Source organism: Brachybacterium sp. GCM10030252, from assembly GCF_042666535.1.
Taxonomy (GTDB): Bacteria; Actinomycetota; Actinomycetes; order Actinomycetales; family Dermabacteraceae; genus Brachybacterium.
Genome location: NZ_JBHTDM010000004.1, coordinates 415,421 through 439,606, shown reverse-complemented (window position 1 = coordinate 439,606; position 24,186 = coordinate 415,421). Strand labels below are relative to the sequence as shown.

Genomic DNA, 24,186 nt, shown 5'->3' with positions numbered 1-24,186 from the left:
TGCAGGATGCACACCAGCGCGCCGCACGATCCCTCTGCCCTCGCGACCCCGGGACCGCAGATCGGCGTGACCATCGCGATCGACGGCCCGGCCGGCTCCGGCAAGTCCACCGTCTCCCGCCTCGTCGCCGAGGCCCTGGATGGCGGCATCGTCGACACCGGAGCCATGTACCGCGCCGTGACCTGGTCCTGCCTCGACCGCGGCGTCGATCTCGGCGACCGTGACGCGGTGGCGCAGGTCGCCCAGGACCTCGAGCTGGACCTCGGCACCGATCCGGGCGGGGCCAGCGTGGTCGTCGGCGGGCAGGACATCACCGGCGAGATCCGCACCGAGCGCATCTCCCAGCACGTCAGCGCCGTGGCCACCAACACGCTCGTGCGCGCCGTCCTCCAGCGCCGCCAGCGCGAGCTGCTGTTCGCCACGGCCGCCGACCGCGGATTCTGCGTCGCCGAGGGCCGCGACATCACCACGGTCGTCGCCCCCGACGCCCACGTGCGGGTCCTGCTGACCGCGAGCGACGAGGAGCGGATGCGCCGACGCGCCGCCGAGCTCGACCTGGAGGACTCCGAGAGCACCCGCCAGCGGATGGCCGACCAGGTCCTGCGGCGCGACCGCGACGATTCCACGGTCTCGGAGTTCCTCAGCGCGGCCGACGGGGTCGACACGGTCGATACCACCGGGCTCGAGGTCGAGGACGTCGTCGAGCAGGTGCTGATGCTGGTCGCCCAGGCGGAATCCGAGCTGGAGTCCGCCCTGGAGGACGAGGCCGACGGCCGCGCCGGATCCCCGGGCGAGGCGCAGGCGACGGATGCGCCGGAACCGAGCGGATCGCGGGCCGACGGCAGTCTCGACCCTGTCGGCCCCGGCCAGGCGGACGAGGATCCCGCCGGCGGACCGTCCGACGAGGAGATCGAGTCCGCACTGCGCGCCGGACTCACCGACTACGAGCTCGACGACGAGGACCTCGCTCTCCTCGGTGACGAGGACGGCGAGTACGCGCGCCCGACCGTGCAGCGCAACCTGCCGGTGGTCGCCGTCGTCGGCCGCCCCAACGTCGGTAAATCCACCCTGGTCAACCGCATCCTGGGCCGCCGGGAGGCCGTCGTCGAGGATGTCCCGGGCGTGACCCGTGACCGCGTGTTCTACGAGGCCGAGTGGGCAGGCAAGGACTTCTGGCTGGTGGACACGGGCGGCTGGGAGGACCGCCTGCAGGGAATGGCGCACCGCGTCGCCGAGCAGGCGGAGGTCGCCATCTCCCTGGCCGATGTCGTGATGTTCATCGTGGACGCGAACGTCGGCATCACCGCCACCGATGAACAGCTGCTGAAGGTGCTGCGCAAGGCCGAGCACCCGGTGGTGCTGGTGGCCAACAAGGTCGATGATCAGCGCGGGGAGCTCGAAGCCGCCGCGCTGTGGAATCTGGGCCTGGGCGAGCCGCATCCCGTCTCCGCGCTCCACGGACGCGGCTCCGGCGACCTGCTGGACGCCGTGCTCGCCGTGATGCCCGAGGAGGGTCGCGGTGCCGCGGTCGATCACGGTCCGCGCCGCATCGCCCTGGTGGGACGCCCCAACGTCGGCAAGTCCTCGCTGCTGAACCGGCTGGCGGGGGAGCAGCGGGTGGTCGTGGACGAGAGCGCAGGCACCACGCGCGATCCGGTCGACGAGAAGATCGTCCTGGGCGGCAAGGACTGGACCTTCGTCGACACCGCCGGCATCCGCCGCCGGGTGCTGCAGTCCCAGGGCGCGGACTACTACGCCTCCCTGCGCACGCGTGCGGCCCTGGACCGGGCGGAGGTCGCCATCGTGCTGCTGGAGGCCTCCGAGCCGATCTCCACGCAGGACCTCAAGATCATCGACATGGTGCTCGAGTCCGGCCGGGCCCTGGTGCTGGCCTTCAACAAGTGGGACCTGCTGGACGAGGAGCGCCACAAGCTGCTCGAGCGCGAGATCGAGCGGGACCTGGCGCACGTCGCCTGGGCGCCCCGGGTGAACATCTCGGCCCAGACCGGCCGGCACGCAGAACGCCTGGTGCCCGCGATCGAGAAGTCCTTGGAATCCTGGGACCGGCGCATTCCGACCGGGCGCCTGAACGCCTTCCTGGGCACCCTGGTCGCCGCACATCCCCACCCGCTGCGCGGCGGCAAGCAGTCGCGCATCCTGTTCGCCACGCAGGCCCGCACCCGACCGCCGCGCTTCGTGATCTTCGCCAGCGGATTCCTCGAGCACGGCTACCGCCGCTTCATCGAGCGCCGGCTGCGCGAGGAGTTCGAGTTCACCGGCTCACCGATCGTCATCGGGGTGCGGATCCGGGAGAAGCGGCGGCGCTGATCCCGGCCGCGACCGCACCGCAGCCGCGGCGCGCCCGTCGACGGCCGGGGCGAGTGCGGTCCCGCCCAGCGAGCACGTATTGTGGGCGGCATGAGCAACTCCGGTGACAACGGCTCCTGGACGCCCCAGGACGACCAGTTCGACGGCCAGCAGCCCGCCCACGGCCCCAGCGGTGAACAGGCTGCCGGCCAGGACCCCTGGGCCCAGCCGCAGTCCCAGGATCCCTGGGCCCAGCCGCCGTCACAGGATCCCTACGGCCAGGCGTCGGCCCAGCCCGCGCCTCAGGATCCGTACGGGCAGTCCTCGGGTCCGTCGGCGTCCGATCCCTATGGTCCCTCGTCCGGCCAGTCCGCGCCGGATCCGTACGGCCAGGGCCAGCAGTCCTGGGCCCCGGCCGCCGGGTCCGCCCCGTCGGCCTCGGACCCCTACGGTCAGCCGGCCGGGGGAGCGCAGCCGGCCGGCACGCCCTATGGCCAGCCGGCGCCCGGCCAGCCGGGATACGGACAGCCGGAGTATGGCCAGCAGGGATATGGCCAGCAGGGCGCTCCGCAGGGAGGCCAGCCGGGTGCGCCCGGCGGTGAAGCGCAGAGTCGGCTCCTGGTCGGCCTGCTCGGCATCTTCCTCGGAGCCTTCGGGGTGCACCGCTTCCTGATGGGATACACCACCATCGGGGTCATCCAGGTCTGCATCACGGTCCTCAGCTGCGGCATGCTCAGCTTCGTCAGCGGTATCTGGGGTCTTGTCGAGGGCATCATGGTCCTGGCGAAGTCCCCGCAGTTCGAGCGCGACGCCCATGGTCGCCCTCTGACCGATTGATCCTCTCAGCGACGAACGGCGAGGACCGCGATGAGCTATCCGCCCCCTGGACCTCTCGTGCCCGGCTACAGCGCGCCGGTTCCCGACCAGGAATCCATCCGCACCAGCGCCATCGTGCTGATCGTCGTCGGATTCCTGTGCGGAGGAATGCTCCCCTCGATCTTCGGGATCATCGCCCTGGTGCAGGCGGATACGGATCCGTACTCCGCGCGCACGATGAACAAGGTCGGCTGGATCATCACCTGGGTGCTGCTGGGTATCACGGTGCTCGCGCTGCTGGCGAGTCTCGCGTGGGCGGGGTTCGTGGTGCTGTTGATCGGGTCCCTGGCCACCGCGACGTGAGCGCCCGTCCCGCCTCGTCCATCCCGCTGCCGGCGTCGAGAGCGACGAGGTCCCATGGCCACGCCTGAGTTCGTCCTCGCCCTGCGCGAGCGCATCGGTCACGACCTGCTGTGGATGCCCGGGGTCACGGCGATCGTCCTGGATCAGCAGTCCTCGCGCATGCTCGCGGTCCGCCGCGCCGACAGCGGCGCCTGGACTCCCGTGACCGGGATCATCGACCCGGGCGAGGAGCCCGCGACCGCCGCGGTCCGCGAGGTCGGCGAGGAGGCGGGCGTCGACTGCCTGCCGATACGGCTGGTCGACGTGCGCACGCATCCGCCGATCCAGTACGCCAACGGTGATCACGCCCAGTACCTCGATCTGTGCTTCCTGTGCCATTACGTCGGCGGCGACCCGTACCCGGCCGACGGCGAGAACACCGAGGCCCGCTGGTTCCCCCTCGATCAGCCTCCGCCGATGAGCGCGCGGTTCCTCGAACAGCTCGAGCTCGCGCTCTCCGACGAGCCCCAGGCGCGCTTCCGCACATGAGCCGGCCGGCCTCCCACCGATGACGTCACCACGACCTTCCCCGCTCCACGGCGGAGCGCACCACCCGCTACCCGGCACCCGCGTGTCCATCCCGCTCACCGACCGCGTCGACGACGTCGCCGTCGTCCGCGTGATCGCGGCGCCCCGGCGCGACATGGTCCATGCCGGTCGCCTCAGCGTGCCTCTGCACCCGTTCGCCGACGCGCTGCTGGTCGACGTCGCGGTCGACGGGCGGATCGTCCTGCCCGGGGCCTGGGTCCAGCGCGAGGTGATCGACCGCGGAACGCCGATCGCGCCGGCCCGGGTCACCGCGGCGGACCTGCGCCCGCCGGCCGTGATCGTCGGCACCCCCGATCAGGCCGAGCTGCACTGGGGTGAGACCGTCTGGCCCCTGGCGCTGGGCGGCGCGATCGCGATCCCCGATGCGAGCCGGGCCGACCCCCACCCGCTGTCGCGGCTGCGGCGGCTGACGCTGGTCGCCGCCGGCCGGCGCGCCGAGATCGCCCTGACCCTGTGGCAGGGCCAGGACGTCGAGATTCCTTGGCACGACGTCCGGCTGCTGCCGCGAGCCGGGCGCTGGTTCGAACTCGCCCAGGTTCCCCCGGGCATGCGGTACGCCGATGCGGAGCGCGCCCAGGGAACCGGCAGAGCCCGCCCACGCCCCTGAACCGGCCCGCCCCGGCGCCCGCCGCCGTACCGGATGGTCCGGGCCGCGGCGCGCCGGTGGCGATGTGGTGTGACGCGCGAGACACAGGCTATGGTTCGGTGCGTGAACGACGACGACGAGGAGGTCATCGTGCCCCCCACCCCGCTCCATCGGATGCCGGCCGACCGCCGCAGCTTCCTGCGGTTCACCGCCGGAGCTGCGGCCGTGCTGCCGTTGACGGCCCTGGCCGGCTGCTCAAGTGCCAACCGCGACCCCAACCTGATCCGGATCGCGTTCCAGCAGTTCGGCTCGGGGACGATCAAGGAGGAATGGATCACCACGGCCGCCCAGGAGTTCTCGGAGGAGCACCCCGAGCTGAGCGTCGAGCTGGTCCCGATCGTCGCCTCCGAGAACGACTACTTCACCAAGAACGAACTGCTGATGAGCTCGCCGCGCACCAGCCCCGACCTGGTCTACGAGGATTCGTTCATCCTGCTCTCCGACGTCGGCGCCGGATACCTCCAGCCGATCACCGACCTGGTCGAGGGTTTCGAGCACTGGGACGACATCGCCGATGCCTCGAAGGAAGCGGTCACCGGCGAGGACGGGGAGGTCTACGGCATTCCCATCACCACCGATACCCGTGCCCTGTGGTTCCACAAGGACGTCTTCGCCGAAGCCGGGCTGCCGGAGGACTGGCAGCCCGGCAGCTGGGAGGAGATCCTCGAGGCGGCCCGCACGATCCGCGACTCCGACAGCGAGGCGACCCCGCTGTTCATCTTCGCCGGCACCCCGCAGGGGGAGAAGGCCTCCATGCAGGGCTTCGAGATGCTCCTGTACGGCACCGGGGACGGGACCGGGCTCTACGACCGCGACGCCGAGAAGTGGATCCTGGGCAGCCAGGGCTTCATCGACTCCCTGACCTTCCTGCGCACGATGTTCGACGAGAAGCTGACGCTGTCCCTTGGCCAGCACCTGGATCCCAACATCTCCGAGACGATCTACACCTCGCTGCTGCCCGAGGGGAAGCTCGGGATCCTCGTGGACGGCTCCTGGATCTCCCAGAACTGGACGGAGTCGGCGCCCGCCCCGTGGCCGGAATGGCCGGATGTGCTGGGCCTGGCGGACATGCCCACCCAGGACGGCGGCGGCACCGGCACAGTCACCCTCGCCGGCGGCTGGGGCCTGTCGATCCCGCACGGGGTCACGGACCGCGAGGTCGCCTTCCAGTTCCTCGAGAAGCTGGTCTCCACCGAGACCCTCGTGAACTACGCGATCTCCGACAACCACATCACCGTGCGCGAGGACGTCGCCCAGGACGAGCGCTACCTGAGCTACTCCCCGGCGGTCGAGTACTTCACCGACCTGCTGGAGACCGCGTACTACCGGCCGGCGCTGCCCTCGTACCCGGAGGTGTCCTCCGCGATCCAGGAGGCCATGGAGGCCGTGATGACCGGCACCGAGCCGGAGGCCGCGGCCGCCGAGTACGACGCCACCGTCACGGACATCGTCGGTCCGGAGAACGTGCAGGAGGCCACCTCATGACCACCAGTGCACCCGCAGCCCCGGAGCAGGATGCCGCAGCGCAGGACGCCCCGGCGCAGCCGCGTCGGCGCACCCGTCTCGGCGACCGCCTCACCGCAGCTCGCGCCGTCCCGATGCTTCCGGCCGGGCTGCTGCTGGTCGGTTTCATGCTCGGGCCGATCCTGTATTCGCTGTACCTGGCCTTCACCGACAGTGCGATCCGCGGCAAGGGCGCGGAGGAGACCAGCTTCGTCGGCTTCGAGAACTTCACCGATGCGTTCACCGACGGTGACTTCTGGAACTCGGTGGCCCTGACCCTGGTGTTCACCGTGATCTCCGCCGTGATCGGCCAGAACATCATGGGGATGGTGCTGGCGCTGCTCATGGAGCGCGCCAACCGTGTCATCACCTTCGCGGTCACCTCGATCGTGATCGCGGCCTGGATCCTCCCGGAGGTGGTGGCCGGGTACCTGCTGTACACGTTCTTCGCTCCGGAGGGCAGCCTGAACACGATCATCACCGCGATCGGGCTGCCTGAGCAGGACCTGCTGTTCAGCGCACCGATCATCGCGGTCGCCTTCGCCAACATCTGGCGGGGCACGGCCTTCTCGATGCTGGTCTACTCCGCAGCGCTGAGCTCCGTGCCGGCCGACGTGTACGAATCGGCCTCGCTGGACGGCGCCGGTCCGGTGCGCCGGTTCTGGTCCGTGACCGTGCCGCTGCTGCGGCCGGCGATCGCGACCAACCTGATGCTGATCACCCTGCAGACCCTCTCGGTGTTCGGCCTGATCTTCATCATGACCGGCGGCGGGCCGGCCAGGCAGAGCCAGACCCTGCCGCTGTACATGTACGAGCAGGCGTTCTCCTACGGCCAGCTCGGCTACGGCACCGCCGTCGCCCTGCTGCTGCTGATGATCGGGGCTGTCGCCTCGCTGGTGTACCTGCGTCTGCTGCCGGAGGAGGAGAAGCGATGAGCGCGACCCCAGAGACCACGACCGGGACCACCCCCGGCACCCCCGGCGCGGCGGATCCCGCCGGAGACGGCTCCGGAGGCCGCCGGAGCATCACCCCGAGGGCGTCGGAGGGACCGCGTGCGCGAGCCACCATGGCCGCCAGCAGCGTGGTGATGCTCGTGATCGGTCTGATCTTCCTGATCCCCCTGCTGTGGGTGGTCCTGGCCTCGTTCGACGTCGAGGCGTCGCTGTCGGTGGCCTGGCCGGAGAGCTGGAGCCTGGGCAACTTCGGCGCCATCTGGAACATGGAGACCACGTTCCGGCCGCTGGCGAACTCGCTGATCCTGTGCGGCGGCGCCACCGTGGTGACGATGACCGCGGCCGTCCTGTGCGCCTACCCGATGTCGCGGTTCCGGTTCCGCGCGAAGCGGCCGCTGCTGCTGACGATCATCTTCTCCACGGGTCTGCCGATCACCGCGATCATGATCCCGGTGTACTCGCTGTTCGTGCAGGTGAACCTGATCGACTCGATGTTCGGCGCGATCCTGTTCCTCGGTGCCAGCTCGCTCCCGTACGCCATCTTCCTGACCAAGGGCTTCATGGACGGCGTCCCGGTGGAGATCGAGGAGTCGGCATGGACCGAGGGCGCCGGTGTCTACCGGGCGCTGTGGTCCGTGGTGCTGCCGCTGATGCGTTCGGGCCTCTCGGTCGCCACGATCTTCACCTTCGTGATGATGTGGGGCAACTTCTTCGTCCCGTTCATGCTGCTGCTGAGCCCGGAGAACCTCCCGGCCGCGGTCACGCTGTACACGTTCTCCTCGCAGTACGGGCAGGTCGCCTACGGCCAGCTCGCGGCCTTCTCGATCTTCTACTCCCTGCCGGTCGTGGTGCTGTACCTGTTCCTGGGCCGCAGCCTGGGCACGGGCTTCGCCGCCGCAGGCGGGGTCAAAGGCTGATCGACGTACTGCGAGCTTGCGAGCGGTAGGAGATCAGGCGGTGGAACGCAGGCTGATCGACGTACTGCGAGCTTGCGAGCGGTAGGAGATCAGCGGGGCTGATGGAGGCTGATCGACGTACTGCGAGCTTGCGAGCGGGCGAACAATGCTCGCGGCCGCCGTCGCCCGTTCAGCCACGCCCCCAGCCACGTGGACCGCACGAACAGGTCGTAGCTGACCAGGAGCACGCCCACCACGATCACGAGGGCGATGGTCAGCTTCACGATGACCGGTAGGGCGAGGTCGGCCAGCGGCACCTCGACCAGCAGCAGCAGCGGCAGGTGCATGAGATAGATCCAGTACGAGGCGTCGGCGAGGTACCGGACCGCCGGGATCTCGCGGTCCAGCACCCGCCCGCCGAGCCCGAGCAGGGCGTACACCCAGGTCCACGCCGCCACGGCCGTCACGATCGCGGCCACGGGGAGCGGGACCAGGTGCTGACCGAGGAATTCGAGGATGCTCAGCAGCACCGCACAGGTGAGGTGCGCTGGCCACTGACGCTGCAGTCGCCGGAGTGCCTCCGGGCGGGCGTGGAGGGCCCAGCCGATGAGGAACGCGCCGGTGTAGGCGATGCTGGCGCCTGCCACAGGCATGAGGGTGCGGGGCTCGACGATCCCTCCCGCCATGGTCCCTTGCGCCATCACACCCAGCGCGTACGGCACCGCAGCGATCAGCACCCCGGCAGGTGAGGAGAGCAGTCCTCCGGCGCGGGAGATGAGCTTCTCGGCGCGGTGAGCACCGATGATCCGCACCAGGATGGCGCGAGCGGCGACGGTCACGAGCACGATCTCGAGCAGGAGCAGCAGGAACCACAGGTGGAAGGTGGGTAGAGCGAGGATGCCCGCCTCCGCGTCCCCACCGCTGCCCTCGGGAGCCGGCGGCTGGGTGAGGGGGCCCGCGCCGCGCAGCAGCTGATTCGTGACCAGGGCGAGCACTGTCAGTCCCGCCACGATCGGCCAGAAGCCCACCAGCGGGAGGCCGATCCTGGTCGCTCGGTCGCGGAGGTAGGCCCCGGCGCCTCGCCGGTTCAGCACCATGCGACCGAAATAGCCCGCGAGGAGCATGAACAGCACCATGCGGAAGAGATGGAGCACGTAGACCACCACGAGCGCGGCGTCCGAGCTGCGCGAATCGGTGACGAGCCAGGGAACGCCGGGGAGGAACGGCATCACGGCATGGAGCAGGACGCCCAGCAGCAGCGCACCACCGCGCAGGGCGTCGAGGGACGGGATGCGCATCGGCGGGGGAGCGGGCCGCGACTGAGGTCCGGCCCCGGAGCTGGAGCCGGACGGCGAGCCGGGTACCCGTGCGGGTTCCGCCGCGGTGCCGGGGCCGGAGGCCGGCCCGGAGAGGGGAGCGGCAGGGGAGGCGAGGGCAGGATCGCGATGTTCGGGCATGTCCACAACCTAGGAACGGCGGGCGCTGAGCGCCTCACCCGAACGGGCCGGGTGCGCTCCACCGATCGGTGGAGGTGGCGGGCCTGGTGCTGGCGGGCCCGGCACGGGAGACTGACAGCTATGGCGAGGACAGCGACCGGATCCGGGGTCACGGAGGAGGACCAGGCCGGTTCCATGCCGTCCGGATCCATCCGGCGCGGGCCGTCGGCATCCACAGTCCCTGCAGCGGAGACCGCCCCGCTGTCCGCCGGTAGGCCTCCGCTCGACGGCGAGCGCACGCCCGCCATCGCCGCCTCGCCCGCGGTGGCGACCGGAGCGGACGCCGGCCGGATCGGGACCATGGTGCTCGTGTGGCTGCCTCCCGTGCTGCTGGTCCTGGCGTGGGCCATCGGCCGGGCCGTCGCCGGGCGTGGGCTCGAGCCCCTCTCGGTGAACGGATCACTGGTGCCCGCGGCTGCCCTGCTGGCTCTGCGCCCGGTGCTGGAGCTCCGTCTCCGTCGCACCCGCCCCGGGGACCACGGACTCACCGCCCTCTACGCGCTGCATCTGCTCCTGGTCGCGGCGGCGGTGATCCTGAACCCGCTGATGTGCATCTATGCCTTCGTCGGCTACCTCGACAGCGGGCGTTTCCTCACCGGCCGTGCCGTGCTCTTCGTGCTCGCCGCCACCGCGCTGGTGTCGGCCCTCGGTCAGGTCGGAGGGGCCGAGGTGGCATTCGCCCATCCCGCGTTCTACGCCCTGCTGGCGCTGGTCAACCTCGGCCTCGCGGGAGCGATGACCTTCCTCAGCGGTGAACGGGAGCGGATGATCGATCAGCGAGAGGCAGCGGTCCGGGAACGGGACCGGGTCACTCGCGAGAACGCGGCGCTGCACGAGCAGCTGATGGGCCGGGCCCGTGAATCCGGCGTCGCCGAGGAGCGGGCACGGCTCTCGCGCGAGATCCATGACACCGTCGCCCAGGGTCTGGTGGGCGTCATCCGTCAGCTCGAAGCCGTCGGCGACCACATCGATCCAGCAACCCGCTATCGCCTAGCCGCCGCGGAGGACGCCGCGCGGGACAGCCTGCTGGAGGCTCGCCGGGCGGTCGAGGCGCTCGGGCCCCACCAGCTCCAGCACGGCGATGTGATCGAGGCGCTCGGGGACCTCGTGGCCCGATGGGCGCGCGCCCGCCACGTGGTCGCCACCTTCGATGCCGACGACGCCCCGCGCACCGGTGAGCACAGTGCCGTGCTGGTGCGGATCGTGCAGGAGGCCCTCGCCAACGTCGCGCGCCACGCCGAGGCCGGCACCGTCACCATCACCCTCGTCGGCGACGAGCACGAGCACGTGCTGCGGATCGCCGACGACGGCGAGGGCTTCGACCCCGACAGCGTCCCCCGCGGCCACGGACTGGCGAACATGAGCGATCGGCTGCGCGCCGTCGGGGGCAGCCTCACCGTCCTCGCCGAGCCGGGACGGGGATGCACCGTCACCGCCCGGGTGCCCCGATGAGCGCCGTGCCATCCGGGGCCCCGGTGCGGGTGATCGTCGTCGACGACCATCCGGTGGTGCGCGACGGCCTGGCGGCCATGCTCGGTGCGGACGAGCGCATCGAGGTGGTCGCCACCGCCTCCGACGGCGGGGAGGCGCTGCGGGAGATCGCCGCGAGCGGCACGGACGTGGTGCTCATGGACCTGCGGATGCCTGGCATGCCCGGCGCGGAGGCGATCCGAGCATTGCGCGAGTGTGAAGGCCCCCAGCCCAGGGTGCTCGTGCTGACCACCTACGACACCGATCGTGACATCCGCAGCGCGCTCGAGGCCGGCGCCGACGGATATCTGCTCAAGGACGCCCACCGCGAGGAGGTGATCCGTGCCGTCCATGACCTCGCCGAGGGCCGTCCCGTGCTGGCCCCGGCGGCGCTCGCCGCCCTGACCGGAGCGCGCAGCCAGCAGATCAGTCTCAGCGCCCGCGAGGCCGAGGTGCTGAGACTGGTGGCCGACGGCTGCACCAACCGGGCCGTCGCCTCCCGCCTCGGCATCGGCGAAGCGACCGTGAAGACCCACCTCATGCACGTGTACGAGAAGCTCGGCGTGGGTGACCGGGCCTCCGCGGTGCGCACCGCATGGGAGCACGGCCTGGTCTGACGCTCGACCACTCGTTCCGCGCCGTGACCTGCACAGGCGGCAGCGCTACGGTACATGGACCGCACCATGGAAGAAGGAGACGGCATGTCCCAGTCCTCGTCCGAGCAGTCCGCGGACACTCAGCCGCTGGTGCCGGAGGTCGCCCGGCGCGCCCACGACCTCTCCACCCACGGCGGCGAGCCGTCGTTCCCCGCACAGGACCAGCAGCCCCCGGGGCTGACCTCCCCGATGCAGCCCGTCCCGGACCACGGCGAGAGCACCTACGTCGGCCACGGCCGCCTGCAGGGGATGTCTGCCCTCATCACCGGCGGCGACTCCGGCATCGGCCGCGCCGTGGCGATCGCCTACGCCCGGGAGGGCGCGGACGTGGCGATCAACTACCTGCCCGAGGAGCAGGAGGACGCCGAGGAGACCCGGCGCTGGATCGAGGAGGCCGGCCGGCGAGCCCTGCTGCTGCCCGGGGACATCCGAGACGAGCAGACCGCCAGGTCCCTGGTCACGAGCACCGTCGAGGAGTTCGGGCATCTGGACGTGCTCGTGAACAATGCCGCCTTCCAGTGGGGCAGGGCCGAGCCCAAGGGTCTCGCCGGGATCGACTCCGAGCGGCTGCATCGCGCGCTGACCACCAACCTCGAGGCGCTGTTCTGGATCACCCAGGAGGCCGCCCAGCATCTGCAGCCGGGCTCGAGCGTGATCAACTGCTCCTCGATCCAGTCCTACGATCCCTCGGTGCCGTTGATGGACTATGCGGCCACGAAGTCCGCGATCAACAACCTCACGGTCAACCTCGCCTCCGACCTGGGCTCGAAGGGGATCCGGGTCAACGCGGTCGCGCCGGGGCCGATCTGGACGCCGCTGAACGTTGCCACCCGCGTCCCGGACGACTACGTCGCCTTCGGCGGCAACACCCCGCTGGGCCGCGCCGGGCAGCCCGCCGAGTGCGCCGGCGCGTTCGTGTTCCTGGCGAGCCCGGCCGACGCGAGCTACGTCTCCGGCACCGTGATCGGGGTGACCGGCGGCAGACCGGTCTTCTGAGCGGTGCGGGGCAAGGGCCCCGATCCCGACGCCGCGGCCCGCCCGGCGTCGGTCAGCGGAAGATGACGGTCCGGTTCCCGTCCAGCAGCACCCGTGACTGGGCGAACCAGGTGACGGCCTGGCGCAGGGTGCGCACCTCGGCGTCCTGCCCGATCGCCATCAGCTCCTGCGGGGAACGGGTGTGATCGACCCGGATCACGTCCTGCTCGATGATGGGGCCCTCATCGAGGTCGCTGGTGACGAAGTGCGCGGTCGCCCCGATCTGCTTCACCCCGCGCGCGTACGCCTGGCGGTACGGATTGGCGCCCTTGAAACCGGGCAGGAACGAGTGGTGGATGTTGATGCAGCGCCCGGAGAGCTCGGCGCACAGCTCGGGGGAGAGGATCTGCATGTAGCGGGCCAGGACCACCAGTTCGATGTCGTGCTCGGCGACGACCTCGCGCACGCGATCCTCGAACGCCGTCTTCTCCGCGGCGTCCTTGGTGGCCAGATGCTCGAACGGGACCTCGTAGAACTGCGAGAGCGGTTCGAGCGTGGCGTGGTTGGCCAGCACCAGCTTCGGGTCGATCGGGAGGTGCCCGGCATCGATCTGGAACAGCAGGTCGTTCAGGCAGTGCTTGGCCGTGGATCCGAGGATCAGGGTGCGCACGGGCCGTCCCACCGAGTCGATGCTGTACTCGATGCCGAAGCGGTCCGCCACCGGCGCCATGGCGGCCCGGATCTCGTCGGCCGAGGCGTTGGTGGCGATCTGGAGGCGCATGTAGAAGCGCCGGGTGGCACCGCTCTCGAACTGGCGGCTCTCGGTGATGTTCCCGCGGACCTCGACGATCGCTCCGGTGACGGCGTGCACGATGCCAGGGCGGTCCTCGCACACGAAGGTCAGGACGTACTCGCGCGTGGGGACGGTGTGGTGGGCGGGGATCGGACTGCTCATGGGACGAGTCTAGGAGAGGCGAGCGGGCCACCATATGGTCCGGCCGATGTCGAGTGCGAGGGCGGGCACCAGGAGGCTGCGCACGACGAAGGTGTCCAGCAGCACGCCGAGCGCCACGATGATGGCGATCTGGACGAGGAAGAGGATGGGGATCACGCCGAGCGCGGCGAAGGTCGCGGCCAGCACGAGTCCCGCCGAGGTGATGACACCGCCGGTCACAGCCAGGCCTCGCACCACCCCGCGCGCTGTGCCGTGCCGGAGTGTCTCCTCGCGGACCCGGGTCATGAGGAAGATGTTGTAGTCGATGCCGAGCGCGACCAGGAACACGAACCCGAACAGCGGCACCGCCGGGTCCGCCCCCGGGAACTCGAGGACATGGGTGAACACCAGTGCGGAGACCCCCAGGGCGGTGCCGAAGGAGAGCACGGTCGTGGCCACCAGCAGCACGGGCGCGAGCACGGAGCGCAGCAGGAGCATCAGGATCGCGAGGATCACGACCAGCACCACCGGGATGATGAGCGCCCGGTCGCGCGCCGAGGCGTCGTCGGTATCGATCGCCGTCGCGGTGACGCCACCGGTCACGGCGTCCACGCCCGCCTCGGCGAAGCTCTCCCGCACCTCGCGGACCGTGCGCTCGGCCGCCGCCGAGTCGGGGGCGTCGGTGAGAGTGGCCTGCAGCAGCACCCGGGTGTCGACCACGGTCGGCTCGGGCGCCGATCCGTCCGCGGCACCCTGGCCCCGAACGCCGTCGGCGGTGACGGGAGCACTCCCGCTGGGAACACCGTCGGCGGTCACCGTCACGCTGTCGATCCCAGCGGTTCCCAGCAGCACGTCGGCGGCGTCCTGCAGCTGGTCCTCCTCGGCGAGCACCTGGACGGGGCTGCCCTGGCCGGCCGGGAAGTGCTCTGCGAGCGCCTCCTGCCCGTCCCGCGCGGGTGAGGGTCCGAGGATGAGGTCGGACTGGGGGACGCCGTCGGCCTCCAGCTGGAGCGCCCCGGCGCAGCCGGCCACGAGGACCAGGGTGGTGAGGATCCAGATCGGGCGGGGCCGACGGGCCACGGCTCGGGCGAGGCGGCCCCAGGCGCCGCTGTCGGTGGCGGGGTGTTCGACATCGGCATCGGCGGCATCGGCCTGGGCCTCGGGGGCGTAGCGGGGGCGTCGAGGCCAGAACGCGACCCGCCCGGTGAGGGAGAGCACGGCCGGCAGGAACGTCAGGGCGGCGAGCATCGCGAAGGCGATGCCGATTGCTGCCACGGGCCCCAGCGCGCTGTTGGACTTCAGGTCCGACAGCAGCAGGCACAGCAGGCCGGCGATCACGGTGCCCCCGGAGGCGAGGATCGGTTCGAGGGTTCCGCGCAGCGCGGCGGCGGTGGCAGGCCCGGCGCGGCGCCGGCGGCGCAGCTCATCACGGAAGCGGGCGACGTAGAGCAGCGAGTAGTCGGTGGCCGCGCCGATCACCAGGATGAACAGGATGCCCTGGGTCTGGCCGCTCAGCAGCAGCAGCCCCGCCTTGGCCAGCCACCACACCGTCAGCAGCGCGGTGCACAGCGCGAACATGCTCGTGGCCAGGACGATCACCGGAAGCAGCAGGGAGCGGTAGACCACCACCAGGATGACCAGGACGGCCAGCAGGGCGACCCCGAGCAGGAGTCCGTCGATTCCGGCGAAGGCTCCGGAGAGGTCGGCGGAGAACCCGGCCGGCCCGGTCACGTGGGAGGTGACGCCCGGGGGGAGGTCTTCCGCGAGCCGGCCGTCCAGGCGCTGGACCACGGACGCGAGATCTGCCTCCGCGTCGATCGGGACGAAGACCTGCACGGCAAGACCGTCCTCGGACGGGATCGGTGGTGAGACGTCCCCGCGCACGCCGTCGACATCGGCGAGAGACGATGTGGCCGTCCTGATCGTCTCGAGCTGCCCGGGGGTGAGCTCGGCAGGGGAGGTGATCACGATCAGGGCGGGGATCGCATCGGTGCCGGTGAAGTCGCCGGAGAGCTGTTGGACGCGGGTGGCCTCGGCGGATTCCGGGAGGTACGCGGTGCGGTCGTTGGAGGAGACCTCGTCGACGCGGCCGAAGTAGGGGCCTCCGATCCCGGCTGCGATCAGCCAGAGGAGGATCAGGACCGATGGCAGCAGCAGTCGCAGCAGATACCCCGTGCGTGACTGCGCCCGACGGTGGGTGTGACGCGTGTCCGCCGGCGAGGGGCTCGGATCCTCCGGAGAGGAGCGATCTGTCCCTTGGGTCATCATCGCAGCTTAAGTCCCTTCCGCTCGGGGCGCGGCCGGTGCGCCACGGCCAGTATCGCACGACTAGCTAGCCTAGCTAGCTAGTCGTGCGCCGGGGGCAGGGGTGAGGCGGCACGAGTAGCATGCCTGCATGGCGAGCCCGGGGGAGAGCATCGAGGGCGGGTATCCGACGGCGGCCGACGTGTACAGCCTCTCCGGGAGCGATCCCGATCAGGATCTGGTCGACCGCACGGGGATGAGCGAGCAGGACATCGAGCAGATCGATGCCCTGATGTCCGCGCTCGGGCGCCTGCGAGCGGCTGAGAAGGAGCTGTCCGAGGCCTCACGGCGGTACATGAACCTCAACGAGACCGACATGCGGGCGCTGCACTTCCTCATCGTCTGCGAGAACCGTGGTGTCCCTGCCACCCCGGGTGCCATCGCGGAGTCGCTGGGGATCTCCACCGCCTCGACGACCAAGCTGCTCGATCGCCTCCAGCGCGGCGGGCACGTGCGTCGTCAGCGGCATCCGGCGGATCGTCGGGCGCTGGTGATCCGGCTCGAAGCAGCCACGCGGGCCGCGGCCGTCCGGACTGTGGGAGCGCAGCAGGCACGCCGAGTCCACGCCGCGCGTCGCCTGACGCCCGCTCAGCGCGCGGTGGTCACGGCGTTCCTCGCGGACATGACTGCCGAGATCTCCCTCGACGGTGCGCACTGGGACGAGGGTGCACAGCCCTCACCACGAGAGCCGGCAGGGGGATCGACATGACGAGCGGGGCAGCATCCGGACGGATCATCCGGTGCTGCCCCGCTGCCGGGGACATGCGTCCGCGCTCGGCCGCGGCGGGCCCTCAGCGGTGGGCGCGGCCGTACTGCGGCGGGATGTAGGCACCCTCGTGGCGCAGGGCCCGTGCCGCTCGCAGCGCGAAGTTCTGGTCGCGCAGCATCTCCCGGCCCAGCAGCACGACGTCCGCGAGGTCGGTGGCGACGATCTGCTCGGCCTGGAACGGCTCGTCGATCATGCCGACGGCCGCCGTGGGCAGGCCGCTGGCGGCGCGCACGGCGGTGGCCAGCGGCACCTGGTAGCCGGGGCCGACGGGAATCTGGGCGGGGACGTAGTTGCCGCCGCTGGAGATGTCGAGCATGTCCGCGCCGTGCTCCTTCAGCCAGGCGCCGACCTGGCCGACCTCGTCGGCGGTGAGGCCGCCCTCGACCCAATCGGTCGCCGAGAGCCGCACCAGCATCGGCATCTGCTCGCCGATCTCCTCGCGCACCGCGTCGACCACGCGCAGCAGCAGGCGGGCCCGGTTCTCGAGCGAGCCGCCGTACTCGTCGGTGCGCAGGTTGCTCAGCGGCGAGAGGAACTCGTGCAGCAGGTACCCGTGGGCGCCGTGGAGCTCGACCAGGTCGAAGCCCGCCTGGACGGCACGGCGGGAGGAGGCGACGAAGGCCTCGACGGTCTCGTCGATCCCGGCGGCGTCGAGGGCCCGCGGAGCCTTCAGGCCCGGGAACGGCTCGGCGGAGGGGCCGACGGTCTCCCAGCCGCCATCGTCCTCGGTGAGGCTCCCGGAGCCGTCGGTGCCCCACTCGGGATGGGTGGAGGCCTTCCGGCCCGCGTGGGCGAGCTGGATGCCGATCGCCGCACCTTGGTCGTGGACCAGATCGACGATGCGGGCGAGCGCGTCGCGCTGCTCGTCGTTCCACAGGCCCAGGTCCTGCGGGGCGATGCGCCCCTCGGGAACCACGCCGGTGGCCTCGACGATGATCGCGCCGACTCCGCCGCGCGCGAACGACCCGTAGTGCATGAGATGCCAGTCGGTCGCCTTCCCGTCCTGCTCATGGACGGAGTACTGGCACATCGGGGGGACCCAGATGCGGTTGCGGACCTCGAGGGAGCGCAGAGTGATCGGGTCGAACAGAGCGTGGGTCATGGTGGAGAACTCCTCATCTGAGACGAACGGTGCTGACCGGACGAGTCGCAGGGGACCGCCGTGTCAGCACCGATGCCACGAATGTACGACCGCAGCGATCGATGCACCAATCGTGAACCCTATGACTGGTATAGGGATCACTATGGGATGCGTGCCTAGGATCGGGGGATGACGGATACACGCCATCCCACACCGGCACCTCGGATCGCCGAGTCGCCGGCGGCTCCTCACCCGCACCGCCCCGGAGCGGGCACCGCGGATCTCAATCTCCTGCGCACCTTCCTCGCCGTCTTCCGGGCCGGGACGTTCACCGCCGCTGCCCCGGCGCTCGGACTCTCCCAGCCCACGGTGACCACCCAGATCCGCGCCCTGGAGAAGCACACCGGCCGCCGGCTGTTCGAGCGCCGGCCCCGCGGCGTCGAGCCGACCGCCTATGCGCGAGGACTCGCCGCCCGCATCAGCGAGCCGTTGGACTCCCTGGCCGGCGTGGACGACGGGGCCTGCGCCGCGGGGCGCCCGGCCCCGGTGCACCTCGCGGGGCCCTCCGAGCTCGTGTGCACCCGGTTGGTCCCGGCGATCGCCCCGCTGGTGGCCGACGGGGTCCACGTGCGTCTGAGCCAGGGCGTGAGCGACACCCTGCTCGAGGAGCTGCGAGAGGGGCAGCACGACCTCATCGTCACCACCCGGCGACCGCGCGGCCGGGCTCTGGAATCATTCCCGCTGGCCGACGAGGAGTACGTGCTGGTGGCTTCACCATCCTGGGCGCAGCACGTCGGTGCCGGGCAGTCCGGGCAGGTGCTGTGCCACGCGCTGCGGGAGGTCCCGCTGATCAGCTACGCCGACGACATGCCGATCGTGCGCCGCTATTGGCGCACGGTGTTCGGGACCCAGCATCCCCCGATCGGTCCCGCGCTGACGGTGCCCAACCTCCACGACGTCGTGGCCGCCGTCGCACGCGGGGCCGGGTACAGCGTGGTGCCCCGGTCGCTGGCCGCCGAGCACCTCGCTGCGGGCCGGCTGATCCAGCTCGACGATCCGTGCGACGGCCCGCTGAACACCCTGTTCCTGGTGCAGCGGCCCGGGGCCGATTCCAATCCGCACGCGGTGCGGCTGCGGGACGCCCTGCGAGCGGACGCGGTGTGCTGGAATGCGCCGCTGACCACGCGGGAAGACTGATCCGCCGATTCCGCGCGGGCTCGCGACCTGGGACGGAAGATCTCGAGAAGAACTCGTGGGCGTGGGGTACTTGACGGGGGGTTCCTCGGGGAGTGAGGGTCATCACACCGGACCGCACCTGCCACAAGGGGCGATCTTCGCTGCCGGGGTCCGGTACGGAGATCGGGATCGCCTCGCACCACGATGAGAGGTCTCCCATGGACACCAGCATCTTCGAACAGCATGAGTCCACGATTCGCGGCTACAGCCGCAATTACCCCACGGTGTTCAGCTCGGCCTCCAATGCCCGTCAGGTCGACGAGCAGGGGAAGTCCTACATCGACTTCTTCGCCGGGGCGGGGGTTCTGAACTTCGGGCACAACAACCCGAGGATGAAGGACGCGATGATCGCTTTCCTCCAGGCCGACGGCGTCAGCCACAGCCTGGACACCTACACCACCACCAAGCGCGACTTCGTCTCCCGGTTCCACGACGTGGTCCTGGCCCCCCGGGGCATGAACCACCGGATGCAGTTCATGGGCCCCACCGGCTCCAACGCGGTCGAAGCCGCTCTGAAGCTCGCGCGACTGGCCACCGGACGCCGCGAGGTCGTCGCCTTCAGCCACGGCTTCCACGGCATGACGCTGGGCTCACTCGCCGCGACCGCGAACGACGCCTTCCGCAAGTGGGCCGGCGTGCCGCTGGAGAACATCGTGCGACTGCCCTTCGAGACCGCCCCGGGTGGCACCACGGCGGTCGCCGAGTACGCCGAGGCGGTGGCCGACCCCTCCAGCGGGCTGACCCCGCCGGCGGCGTTCCTGGTCGAGGCCGTCCAGGCCGAGGGCGGCGTCAATGTGGCCACTGCCGAGTGGCTCCGCCAGATCCAGGACGTCGCCCACGAGATGGGTGCGCTGTTCATCATCGACGACATCCAGGCCGGCATCGGGCGCACCGGGAGCTACTTCTCCTTCGATGGGATGGGCCTGGACCCGGACATCATCACCCTGGCCAAGGGACTCGGCGGCTTCGGCACCCCGATCGCCATGAACCTCAACAAGCCCGAGATCGACGACAAGTGGTCCCCCGGTGCCCACACCGGCACGTTCCGCGGGCAGGGACTGTCCTTCGTCGCCGGCACCGTCGCCCTGGACTACTTCACCGATGACACCTTCCTCGCCGAGGTCCGGGACAAGGGCGAGGTCATGCGTGAACGCCTCCAGCGCATCGCCGAGACCCACGCCGGGCAGAGCTGGGAGGTGCGCGGGCGCGGCATGATGCAGGCCCTGGACACCGGCGACGGCGCCTTCGCCAAGCTCGTCCAGCAGGAGGCCTTCGAGGCCGGACTGCTGATCGGGCCCTGCGGCAGCGGCGGCCGCGTCATCAAGCTGATCCCGCCGCTGACGATCCCCGAGGATGACCTCACCGCCGGTCTGGACCGGCTCGAGCAGGCCATCGAGACCGCCCTGGAGGTGAAGTGATGCGCCGCCGCGAGGACATGACCTTCCCGCCCGAGGAGTACGAGCGTCGCGTGCGGGAGCTGCGCGAACGCATGGTCGAGCGCCGGCTGGATGCCGTGGTGATCTCGGATCCCGAGAACCTCATGTACCTCACCGACTACCAGACCACCGGCTACTCGTTCTTCCAGGCCCTGGTCGTGCCCCTGCACGACGAGCCGGTGATGATCACCCGCGCCATGGAGGAGTCCAACGTCATCCACCGCACCTGGGTGGAGCGCACCAACCCCTATCCGGACACCGGCGACGCCATCCGCACCCTGGTCCAGGTCCTCGAGGACCGGGGGCTGGGGGAGGCCCGGCTGGGCTTCGAGCGCAACAGCTACTACTTCCCCGCCTACCAGCAGGACCGTCTCCACGACGCCTACGGTGAGGGGCTGGTCGACTGCTTCGGGATCGTCGAGGAGGGGAGGCTGCGCAAGTCCGACGTCGAGATCGAGGTGATGCGCCGGGCCGCTCGCGCCGGTGAGGCCGGTATGGCCGCCGGGATCGAGGCCGCCGTGCCCGGGGCCACGGAGAACGACGTCGCCGCCGCCATCTCGGCGGCGATGTTCCGGGCCGGTGGGGAGTTCCCCGCCGTCATGCCCTACGTCGCCTCGGGTCCGCGTTCGATGATCGGCCACTCCACGTGGGAGGGGCGGACGATCCAGCCGGGCGAGCACGTGTTCCTCGAGGTCGGCGGCTGTTTCCGTCGCTACCACGCGGCGCTGATGCGTACCGTCGTCACCGGTGGACTGACCCCGTCGATGCGGCAAGCTCAGGAGACGATGAAGCTGGCGCTGGCCGAGCTGCGCAGCCGTATGCGGCCGGGCATGACCGTCTCGGAGACCGACCACATCGTGCGCAGCATCATCGAGGCCAACGAGGTCGGCGCCCGTCTGGTCACCCGCGCCGGGTACTCCATCGGGATCGCGTTCCCGCCGAGCTGGGACGAGGGCTACATCCTCTCGCTGATGGCCGGGGACGACACCCTGCTGGAGCCGGGGATGACCTTCCACGTGATCCCCTGGATGTGGGGAGTGGACGGTGACAAGACCGTCGGCATCTCCGACACCCTCCATGTCACCGAGGACGGCTGCGAGTCGCTGTTCACCCTGCCGGAGGACTTCGCCGTCCCCGGCGAGGAGCTGCCGGCCCCGGTGCCCGACCTGAACGCCCGTGCGAGCTGAACCCCGGTGACGGGAGAAGGGAGCAGCGCCATGACCGTGCTGACAGTCGTCGACCCGACCACAGAGAAGGTGGTCCGCGAGGTACCCGCTGCGAGCCCCGAGGAGCTCACCGCCGCGATCGAACGGTCCCAGACCGCCTTCGAGCTGTGGCGCTCGACGAGCTTCGCCCGCCGTGCCGAGGTGCTCACGGCGGTCGCCACGTATCTGCGGGAGAACACCGAACAGCTCGCTCCGCTGATGACCGAGGAGATGGGCAAGCCCATCACGGAGGCGCGCGGCGAGGTGGCCAAGGCCGCGTGGGCCGCGGAGCACTACGCCGCCCACGCCGAGTCGTATCTCGCCACGGAGCACATCGCCTCGGATGCGACCTCGTCGTACGTGCAGTATCTGCCGCTCGGGCCGGTGCTCGGGGTGCTGCCGTGGAATGCGCCGTTCTGGCTCGCGTTCCGCTTCTGCTCCCCGGCGCTGATGGCGGGCAACACGGCCGTGATGAAGCATGACCCGCACGTGCCGGGATGCGCGGCGGCGATCGAGGAAGCGTTCCGGGCGGCGGGCGCGCCGGAGGGCGTCTTCCAAGCGGTCCAGGCGGCCACCCCGGATGTGGAGGCGATGATCCGCGATCCCCGGATCCGGGCGGTCTCCTTCACCGGATCCGACCGGGCGGGCTCGGCCGTGGCGGCGACGGCCGCCTCGGAGATCAAGCCCGCCGTGCTCGAGCTGGGAGGATCGGATCCCTTCATCGTCCTGGCTGACGCAGACCTGGAGAAGGCGGCCGATGTCGCCGCTCTCTCGCGGATCATCAACGCCGGCCAGTCCTGCATCGCCGCCAAGCGCGTGATCGTCGAGCGGTCCGTGCACGATGAGTTCGTGGAGCTGCTGACCGAGCGGCTGCGCAACCTGGTGGTGGGCGATCCGCGCGAGGAGACGACACAGGTCGGTCCGATTGCGCGGGGCGACCTGCGCGAGAACCTCCACCGCCAGGTCACCTCCACGGTCACGGCGGGGGCCACGTGCGTCCTGGGCGGGCACATGCCGGAGGGGGAGGGGTTCTTCTACCCCGTCACCCTCCTGACCGGCGTCGAGCCGGGCATGGCCGCCTGCGCCGAGGAGACCTTCGGGCCTGTCGCCGCGGTGATCGCCGCCGACGACGCCGAGCACGCCCTGGCGCTGGCCAACGACACGGCCTACGGGCTGGGTGCGAGCGTGTGGACCACGAGCGAGCGGGGCGAGGAGATGGCGCGGCGGATCGAGGCCGGCCAGGTCTCCGTCAACGGCATCGTCAAGACCGACCCGCGCCTGCCCTCCGGCGGGATCAAGCGCTCCGGGTACGGCCGCGAACTGGGCCCGCACGGGATCCGGGAGTTCGTCAACGCCCAGCAGGTGTGGGTGGGGCCGGTCGCGTCCTGAAGGCCGGCCGCCGAGCGGACGGTGACGCGCACGGCGTGCGGTGGCACCGACGGTCGCCGATGAGCGTTCGCGCTGGTCGGCGGCCTCTGCTCGCGTGCCGTGCGCGGGCGGTCGCGCGGGATCGGGCCGGGATGCGGGATCAGGCGGAGAACCGCGGACCGACGAGCTGCTCGGAGACCTCCCAGAGTCGCGCGGCAGATTCCATGCTGGCGAAGGGCTTCCAGAACGGCACCCGGGCAGGGGCGCCGGCGATGGTGCGTCTCGGCCCGTAGAACTCGTCGCCCTTCGACGAGGGACCGGCCGCGGCGAGCAGTGCGGGAAGCGCCGCGGACTGGGGCGTCCCGGCGATGCCGAGGCGCGAGAGCACGTGGATCACGCGACGGCTGCCCGTGGCGCGCTCGCGGCCCAGCCCGGGCTGGGCGCCCAGCAGATTCGTCGGCGAGACCCCGGGATGGGAGAGGTTGCTGCTCAGTCCCCAGTTCTCCTGACGGCTGCGCGCATCGAGCTGACGGGCGAACAGCGCCACCGCGATCTTGGAGGAGGTGTACGCCGTCATCGGGTCGTAGCCCCGCTCGGAATTCAGGTCGTCCCAGAGGATCTCGCCGCTGCGCGCTGCGATGCTGGTCTGGTGCGTGACGCGTGCGCGGCCCTCCTTCAGCAACGGCAGCAACCCCAGGGTGAGGGCGAAGTGACCGAGGTGGTTCGTGCCCAGCTGCAGTTCGAAACCATCCTGGGTGACCTGCCGGGTCGGCGGGGTCATGACGCCGGCGTTGTTGATGAGGATCGCGATCGGGCGCCCCTCGCCGGTCAGCTGCTGTGCCAGAGCGGCGATGGAGTCCAGGGAGGAGAGGTCCAGCGGGCGGGTGGTGACGTTCTCGGCGCCCGTGTCCCGGCGGATGCGATCGGCGGCCGCGTCGCCTTTAGCAGGGGTGCGCACCGGCATCACCACGTCGGCGCCGGCCGCGGCCAGGCGGGAAGCGAGGTGGAGACCGATGCCGTCGCTGGCGCCGGTGACGACCGCGAGCTTCCCGCGTACGTCGTGGAGGTCGGGGGTGTTTGCCATGGAGATCCTTCGTCCGGTGACTCTCGTCCGCCGCTGGTCGGGCGTGACTCCATGTTTCACCTCGGGCGCGAGCGGATCCAGGACTCGGTGATCCACTGAT

General features: G+C 70.8%; 21 protein-coding genes. 16 read left to right on the top strand and 5 right to left on the bottom strand.

The annotated features are described in order from the left end of the window. The first annotated feature begins 6 nt into the window (after positions 1-6). From der to ACFQRJ_RS03675, 8 genes are all read left to right on the top strand, one after another. Positions 7-2,328 carry a bifunctional cytidylate kinase/GTPase Der gene (der, locus tag ACFQRJ_RS03710; RefSeq protein ID WP_377017150.1) on the top strand — a complete coding sequence of 774 codons (2,322 nt, stop codon included), beginning with the start codon at positions 7-9 and terminating at the stop codon, positions 2,326-2,328. Between the two features lie 90 nt (positions 2,329-2,418). After that, complete coding sequence (locus ACFQRJ_RS03705; protein ID WP_377017148.1) at positions 2,419-3,144, top strand: NINE protein; 726 nt, start codon at positions 2,419-2,421, stop codon at positions 3,142-3,144. A 30-nt stretch (positions 3,145-3,174) separates the two neighbouring features. Then, the gene (locus ACFQRJ_RS03700) at positions 3,175-3,486 is read left to right on the top strand and encodes a hypothetical protein (protein WP_377017146.1); all 312 of its coding nucleotides are present in this window, start codon (positions 3,175-3,177) and stop codon (positions 3,484-3,486) included. A 54-nt stretch (positions 3,487-3,540) separates the two neighbouring features. Next, positions 3,541-4,014 (top strand): NUDIX domain-containing protein, encoded by a 474-nt coding sequence (locus ACFQRJ_RS03695; protein WP_377017144.1) that lies wholly within the window; start codon positions 3,541-3,543, stop codon positions 4,012-4,014. An 82-nt stretch (positions 4,015-4,096) separates the two neighbouring features. Further along, the gene (locus tag ACFQRJ_RS03690) at positions 4,097-4,681 is read left to right on the top strand and encodes a hypothetical protein (RefSeq protein ID WP_377017142.1); all 585 of its coding nucleotides are present in this window, start codon (positions 4,097-4,099) and stop codon (positions 4,679-4,681) included. Positions 4,682-4,834: 153 nt separating this feature from the next. Then, positions 4,835-6,205 (top strand): substrate-binding domain-containing protein, encoded by a 1,371-nt coding sequence (locus ACFQRJ_RS03685; RefSeq protein WP_377017280.1) that lies wholly within the window; start codon positions 4,835-4,837, stop codon positions 6,203-6,205. After that, positions 6,202-7,158 (top strand): carbohydrate ABC transporter permease, encoded by a 957-nt coding sequence (locus ACFQRJ_RS03680; RefSeq protein ID WP_377017140.1) that lies wholly within the window; start codon positions 6,202-6,204, stop codon positions 7,156-7,158. The genes ACFQRJ_RS03685 and ACFQRJ_RS03680 overlap by 4 nt, the downstream gene beginning before the upstream one ends. Before the next feature lie 131 nt (positions 7,159-7,289). After that, the gene (locus ACFQRJ_RS03675; RefSeq protein WP_377017278.1) at positions 7,290-8,093 is read left to right on the top strand and encodes a carbohydrate ABC transporter permease; all 804 of its coding nucleotides are present in this window, start codon (positions 7,290-7,292) and stop codon (positions 8,091-8,093) included. Positions 8,094-8,182: 89 nt separating this feature from the next. Here ACFQRJ_RS03675 and ACFQRJ_RS03670 read toward each other — a convergent pair whose 3' ends face one another. After that, entirely contained in the window at positions 8,183-9,529 is a 1,347-nt protein-coding gene (locus ACFQRJ_RS03670; protein WP_377017138.1) for an acyltransferase family protein, read from the bottom strand. A 120-nt stretch (positions 9,530-9,649) separates the two neighbouring features. Between ACFQRJ_RS03670 and ACFQRJ_RS03665 the strand changes: the two genes are divergently transcribed. The 3 genes from ACFQRJ_RS03665 to ACFQRJ_RS03655 all read left to right on the top strand — a co-directional run bounded on the left by ACFQRJ_RS03665 (position 9,650) and on the right by ACFQRJ_RS03655 (position 12,690). Next, on the top strand, positions 9,650-11,020 hold the full coding sequence (locus tag ACFQRJ_RS03665; protein WP_377017136.1) for a sensor histidine kinase: 1,371 nt from the start codon (positions 9,650-9,652) through the stop codon (positions 11,018-11,020). Then, complete coding sequence (locus ACFQRJ_RS03660) at positions 11,017-11,655, top strand: response regulator (RefSeq protein ID WP_377017134.1); 639 nt, start codon at positions 11,017-11,019, stop codon at positions 11,653-11,655. The genes ACFQRJ_RS03665 and ACFQRJ_RS03660 overlap by 4 nt, the downstream gene beginning before the upstream one ends. Positions 11,656-11,739: 84 nt before the next feature. Then, positions 11,740-12,690, top strand: coding sequence for an SDR family oxidoreductase (locus ACFQRJ_RS03655; RefSeq protein ID WP_377017132.1), 951 nt, complete (start codon positions 11,740-11,742; stop codon positions 12,688-12,690). A 52-nt stretch (positions 12,691-12,742) separates the two neighbouring features. Here the strand turns inward: ACFQRJ_RS03655 and ACFQRJ_RS03650 are convergent, their stop codons facing one another. Beyond that, positions 12,743-13,624: a formyltetrahydrofolate deformylase gene (locus tag ACFQRJ_RS03650; protein WP_377017130.1), complete on the bottom strand. Its 882-nt coding sequence runs from the start codon at positions 13,622-13,624 to the stop codon at positions 12,743-12,745. A gap of 9 nt (positions 13,625-13,633) precedes the next feature. Continuing rightward, positions 13,634-15,871 carry an MMPL family transporter gene (locus tag ACFQRJ_RS03645; protein ID WP_377017128.1) on the bottom strand — a complete coding sequence of 746 codons (2,238 nt, stop codon included), beginning with the start codon at positions 15,869-15,871 and terminating at the stop codon, positions 13,634-13,636. A gap of 127 nt (positions 15,872-15,998) precedes the next feature. Between ACFQRJ_RS03645 and ACFQRJ_RS03640 the strand changes: the two genes are divergently transcribed. Then, a complete protein-coding gene (locus ACFQRJ_RS03640; protein ID WP_377017126.1) occupies positions 15,999-16,616 on the top strand; it encodes a MarR family winged helix-turn-helix transcriptional regulator in 618 nt (205 codons plus the stop codon). Positions 16,617-16,698: 82 nt separating this feature from the next. On the opposite strand, the gene ACFQRJ_RS03635 is transcribed toward ACFQRJ_RS03640, so the two are convergent. Then, positions 16,699-17,778, bottom strand: coding sequence for an NADH:flavin oxidoreductase/NADH oxidase (locus ACFQRJ_RS03635; RefSeq protein WP_377017124.1), 1,080 nt, complete (start codon positions 17,776-17,778; stop codon positions 16,699-16,701). 168 nt (positions 17,779-17,946) lie between these two features. Between ACFQRJ_RS03635 and ACFQRJ_RS03630 the strand changes: the two genes are divergently transcribed. From ACFQRJ_RS03630 to ACFQRJ_RS03615, 4 genes are all read left to right on the top strand, one after another. Beyond that, a complete protein-coding gene (locus ACFQRJ_RS03630) occupies positions 17,947-18,954 on the top strand; it encodes a LysR family transcriptional regulator (RefSeq protein ID WP_377017122.1) in 1,008 nt (335 codons plus the stop codon). 197 nt (positions 18,955-19,151) lie between these two features. Next, the gene (locus ACFQRJ_RS03625) at positions 19,152-20,411 is read left to right on the top strand and encodes an aspartate aminotransferase family protein (RefSeq protein ID WP_377017120.1); all 1,260 of its coding nucleotides are present in this window, start codon (positions 19,152-19,154) and stop codon (positions 20,409-20,411) included. Continuing rightward, entirely contained in the window at positions 20,411-21,616 is a 1,206-nt protein-coding gene (doeA, locus tag ACFQRJ_RS03620) for an ectoine hydrolase (RefSeq protein ID WP_377017118.1), read from the top strand. The genes ACFQRJ_RS03625 and doeA overlap by 1 nt, the downstream gene beginning before the upstream one ends. A 30-nt stretch (positions 21,617-21,646) precedes the next feature. Next, positions 21,647-23,023 carry an NAD-dependent succinate-semialdehyde dehydrogenase gene (locus ACFQRJ_RS03615; protein ID WP_377017116.1) on the top strand — a complete coding sequence of 459 codons (1,377 nt, stop codon included), beginning with the start codon at positions 21,647-21,649 and terminating at the stop codon, positions 23,021-23,023. A gap of 139 nt (positions 23,024-23,162) precedes the next feature. Here the strand turns inward: ACFQRJ_RS03615 and ACFQRJ_RS03610 are convergent, their stop codons facing one another. After that, entirely contained in the window at positions 23,163-24,086 is a 924-nt protein-coding gene (locus ACFQRJ_RS03610; RefSeq protein ID WP_377017114.1) for an SDR family oxidoreductase, read from the bottom strand. Between the last annotated feature and the right edge of the window lie 100 nt (positions 24,087-24,186).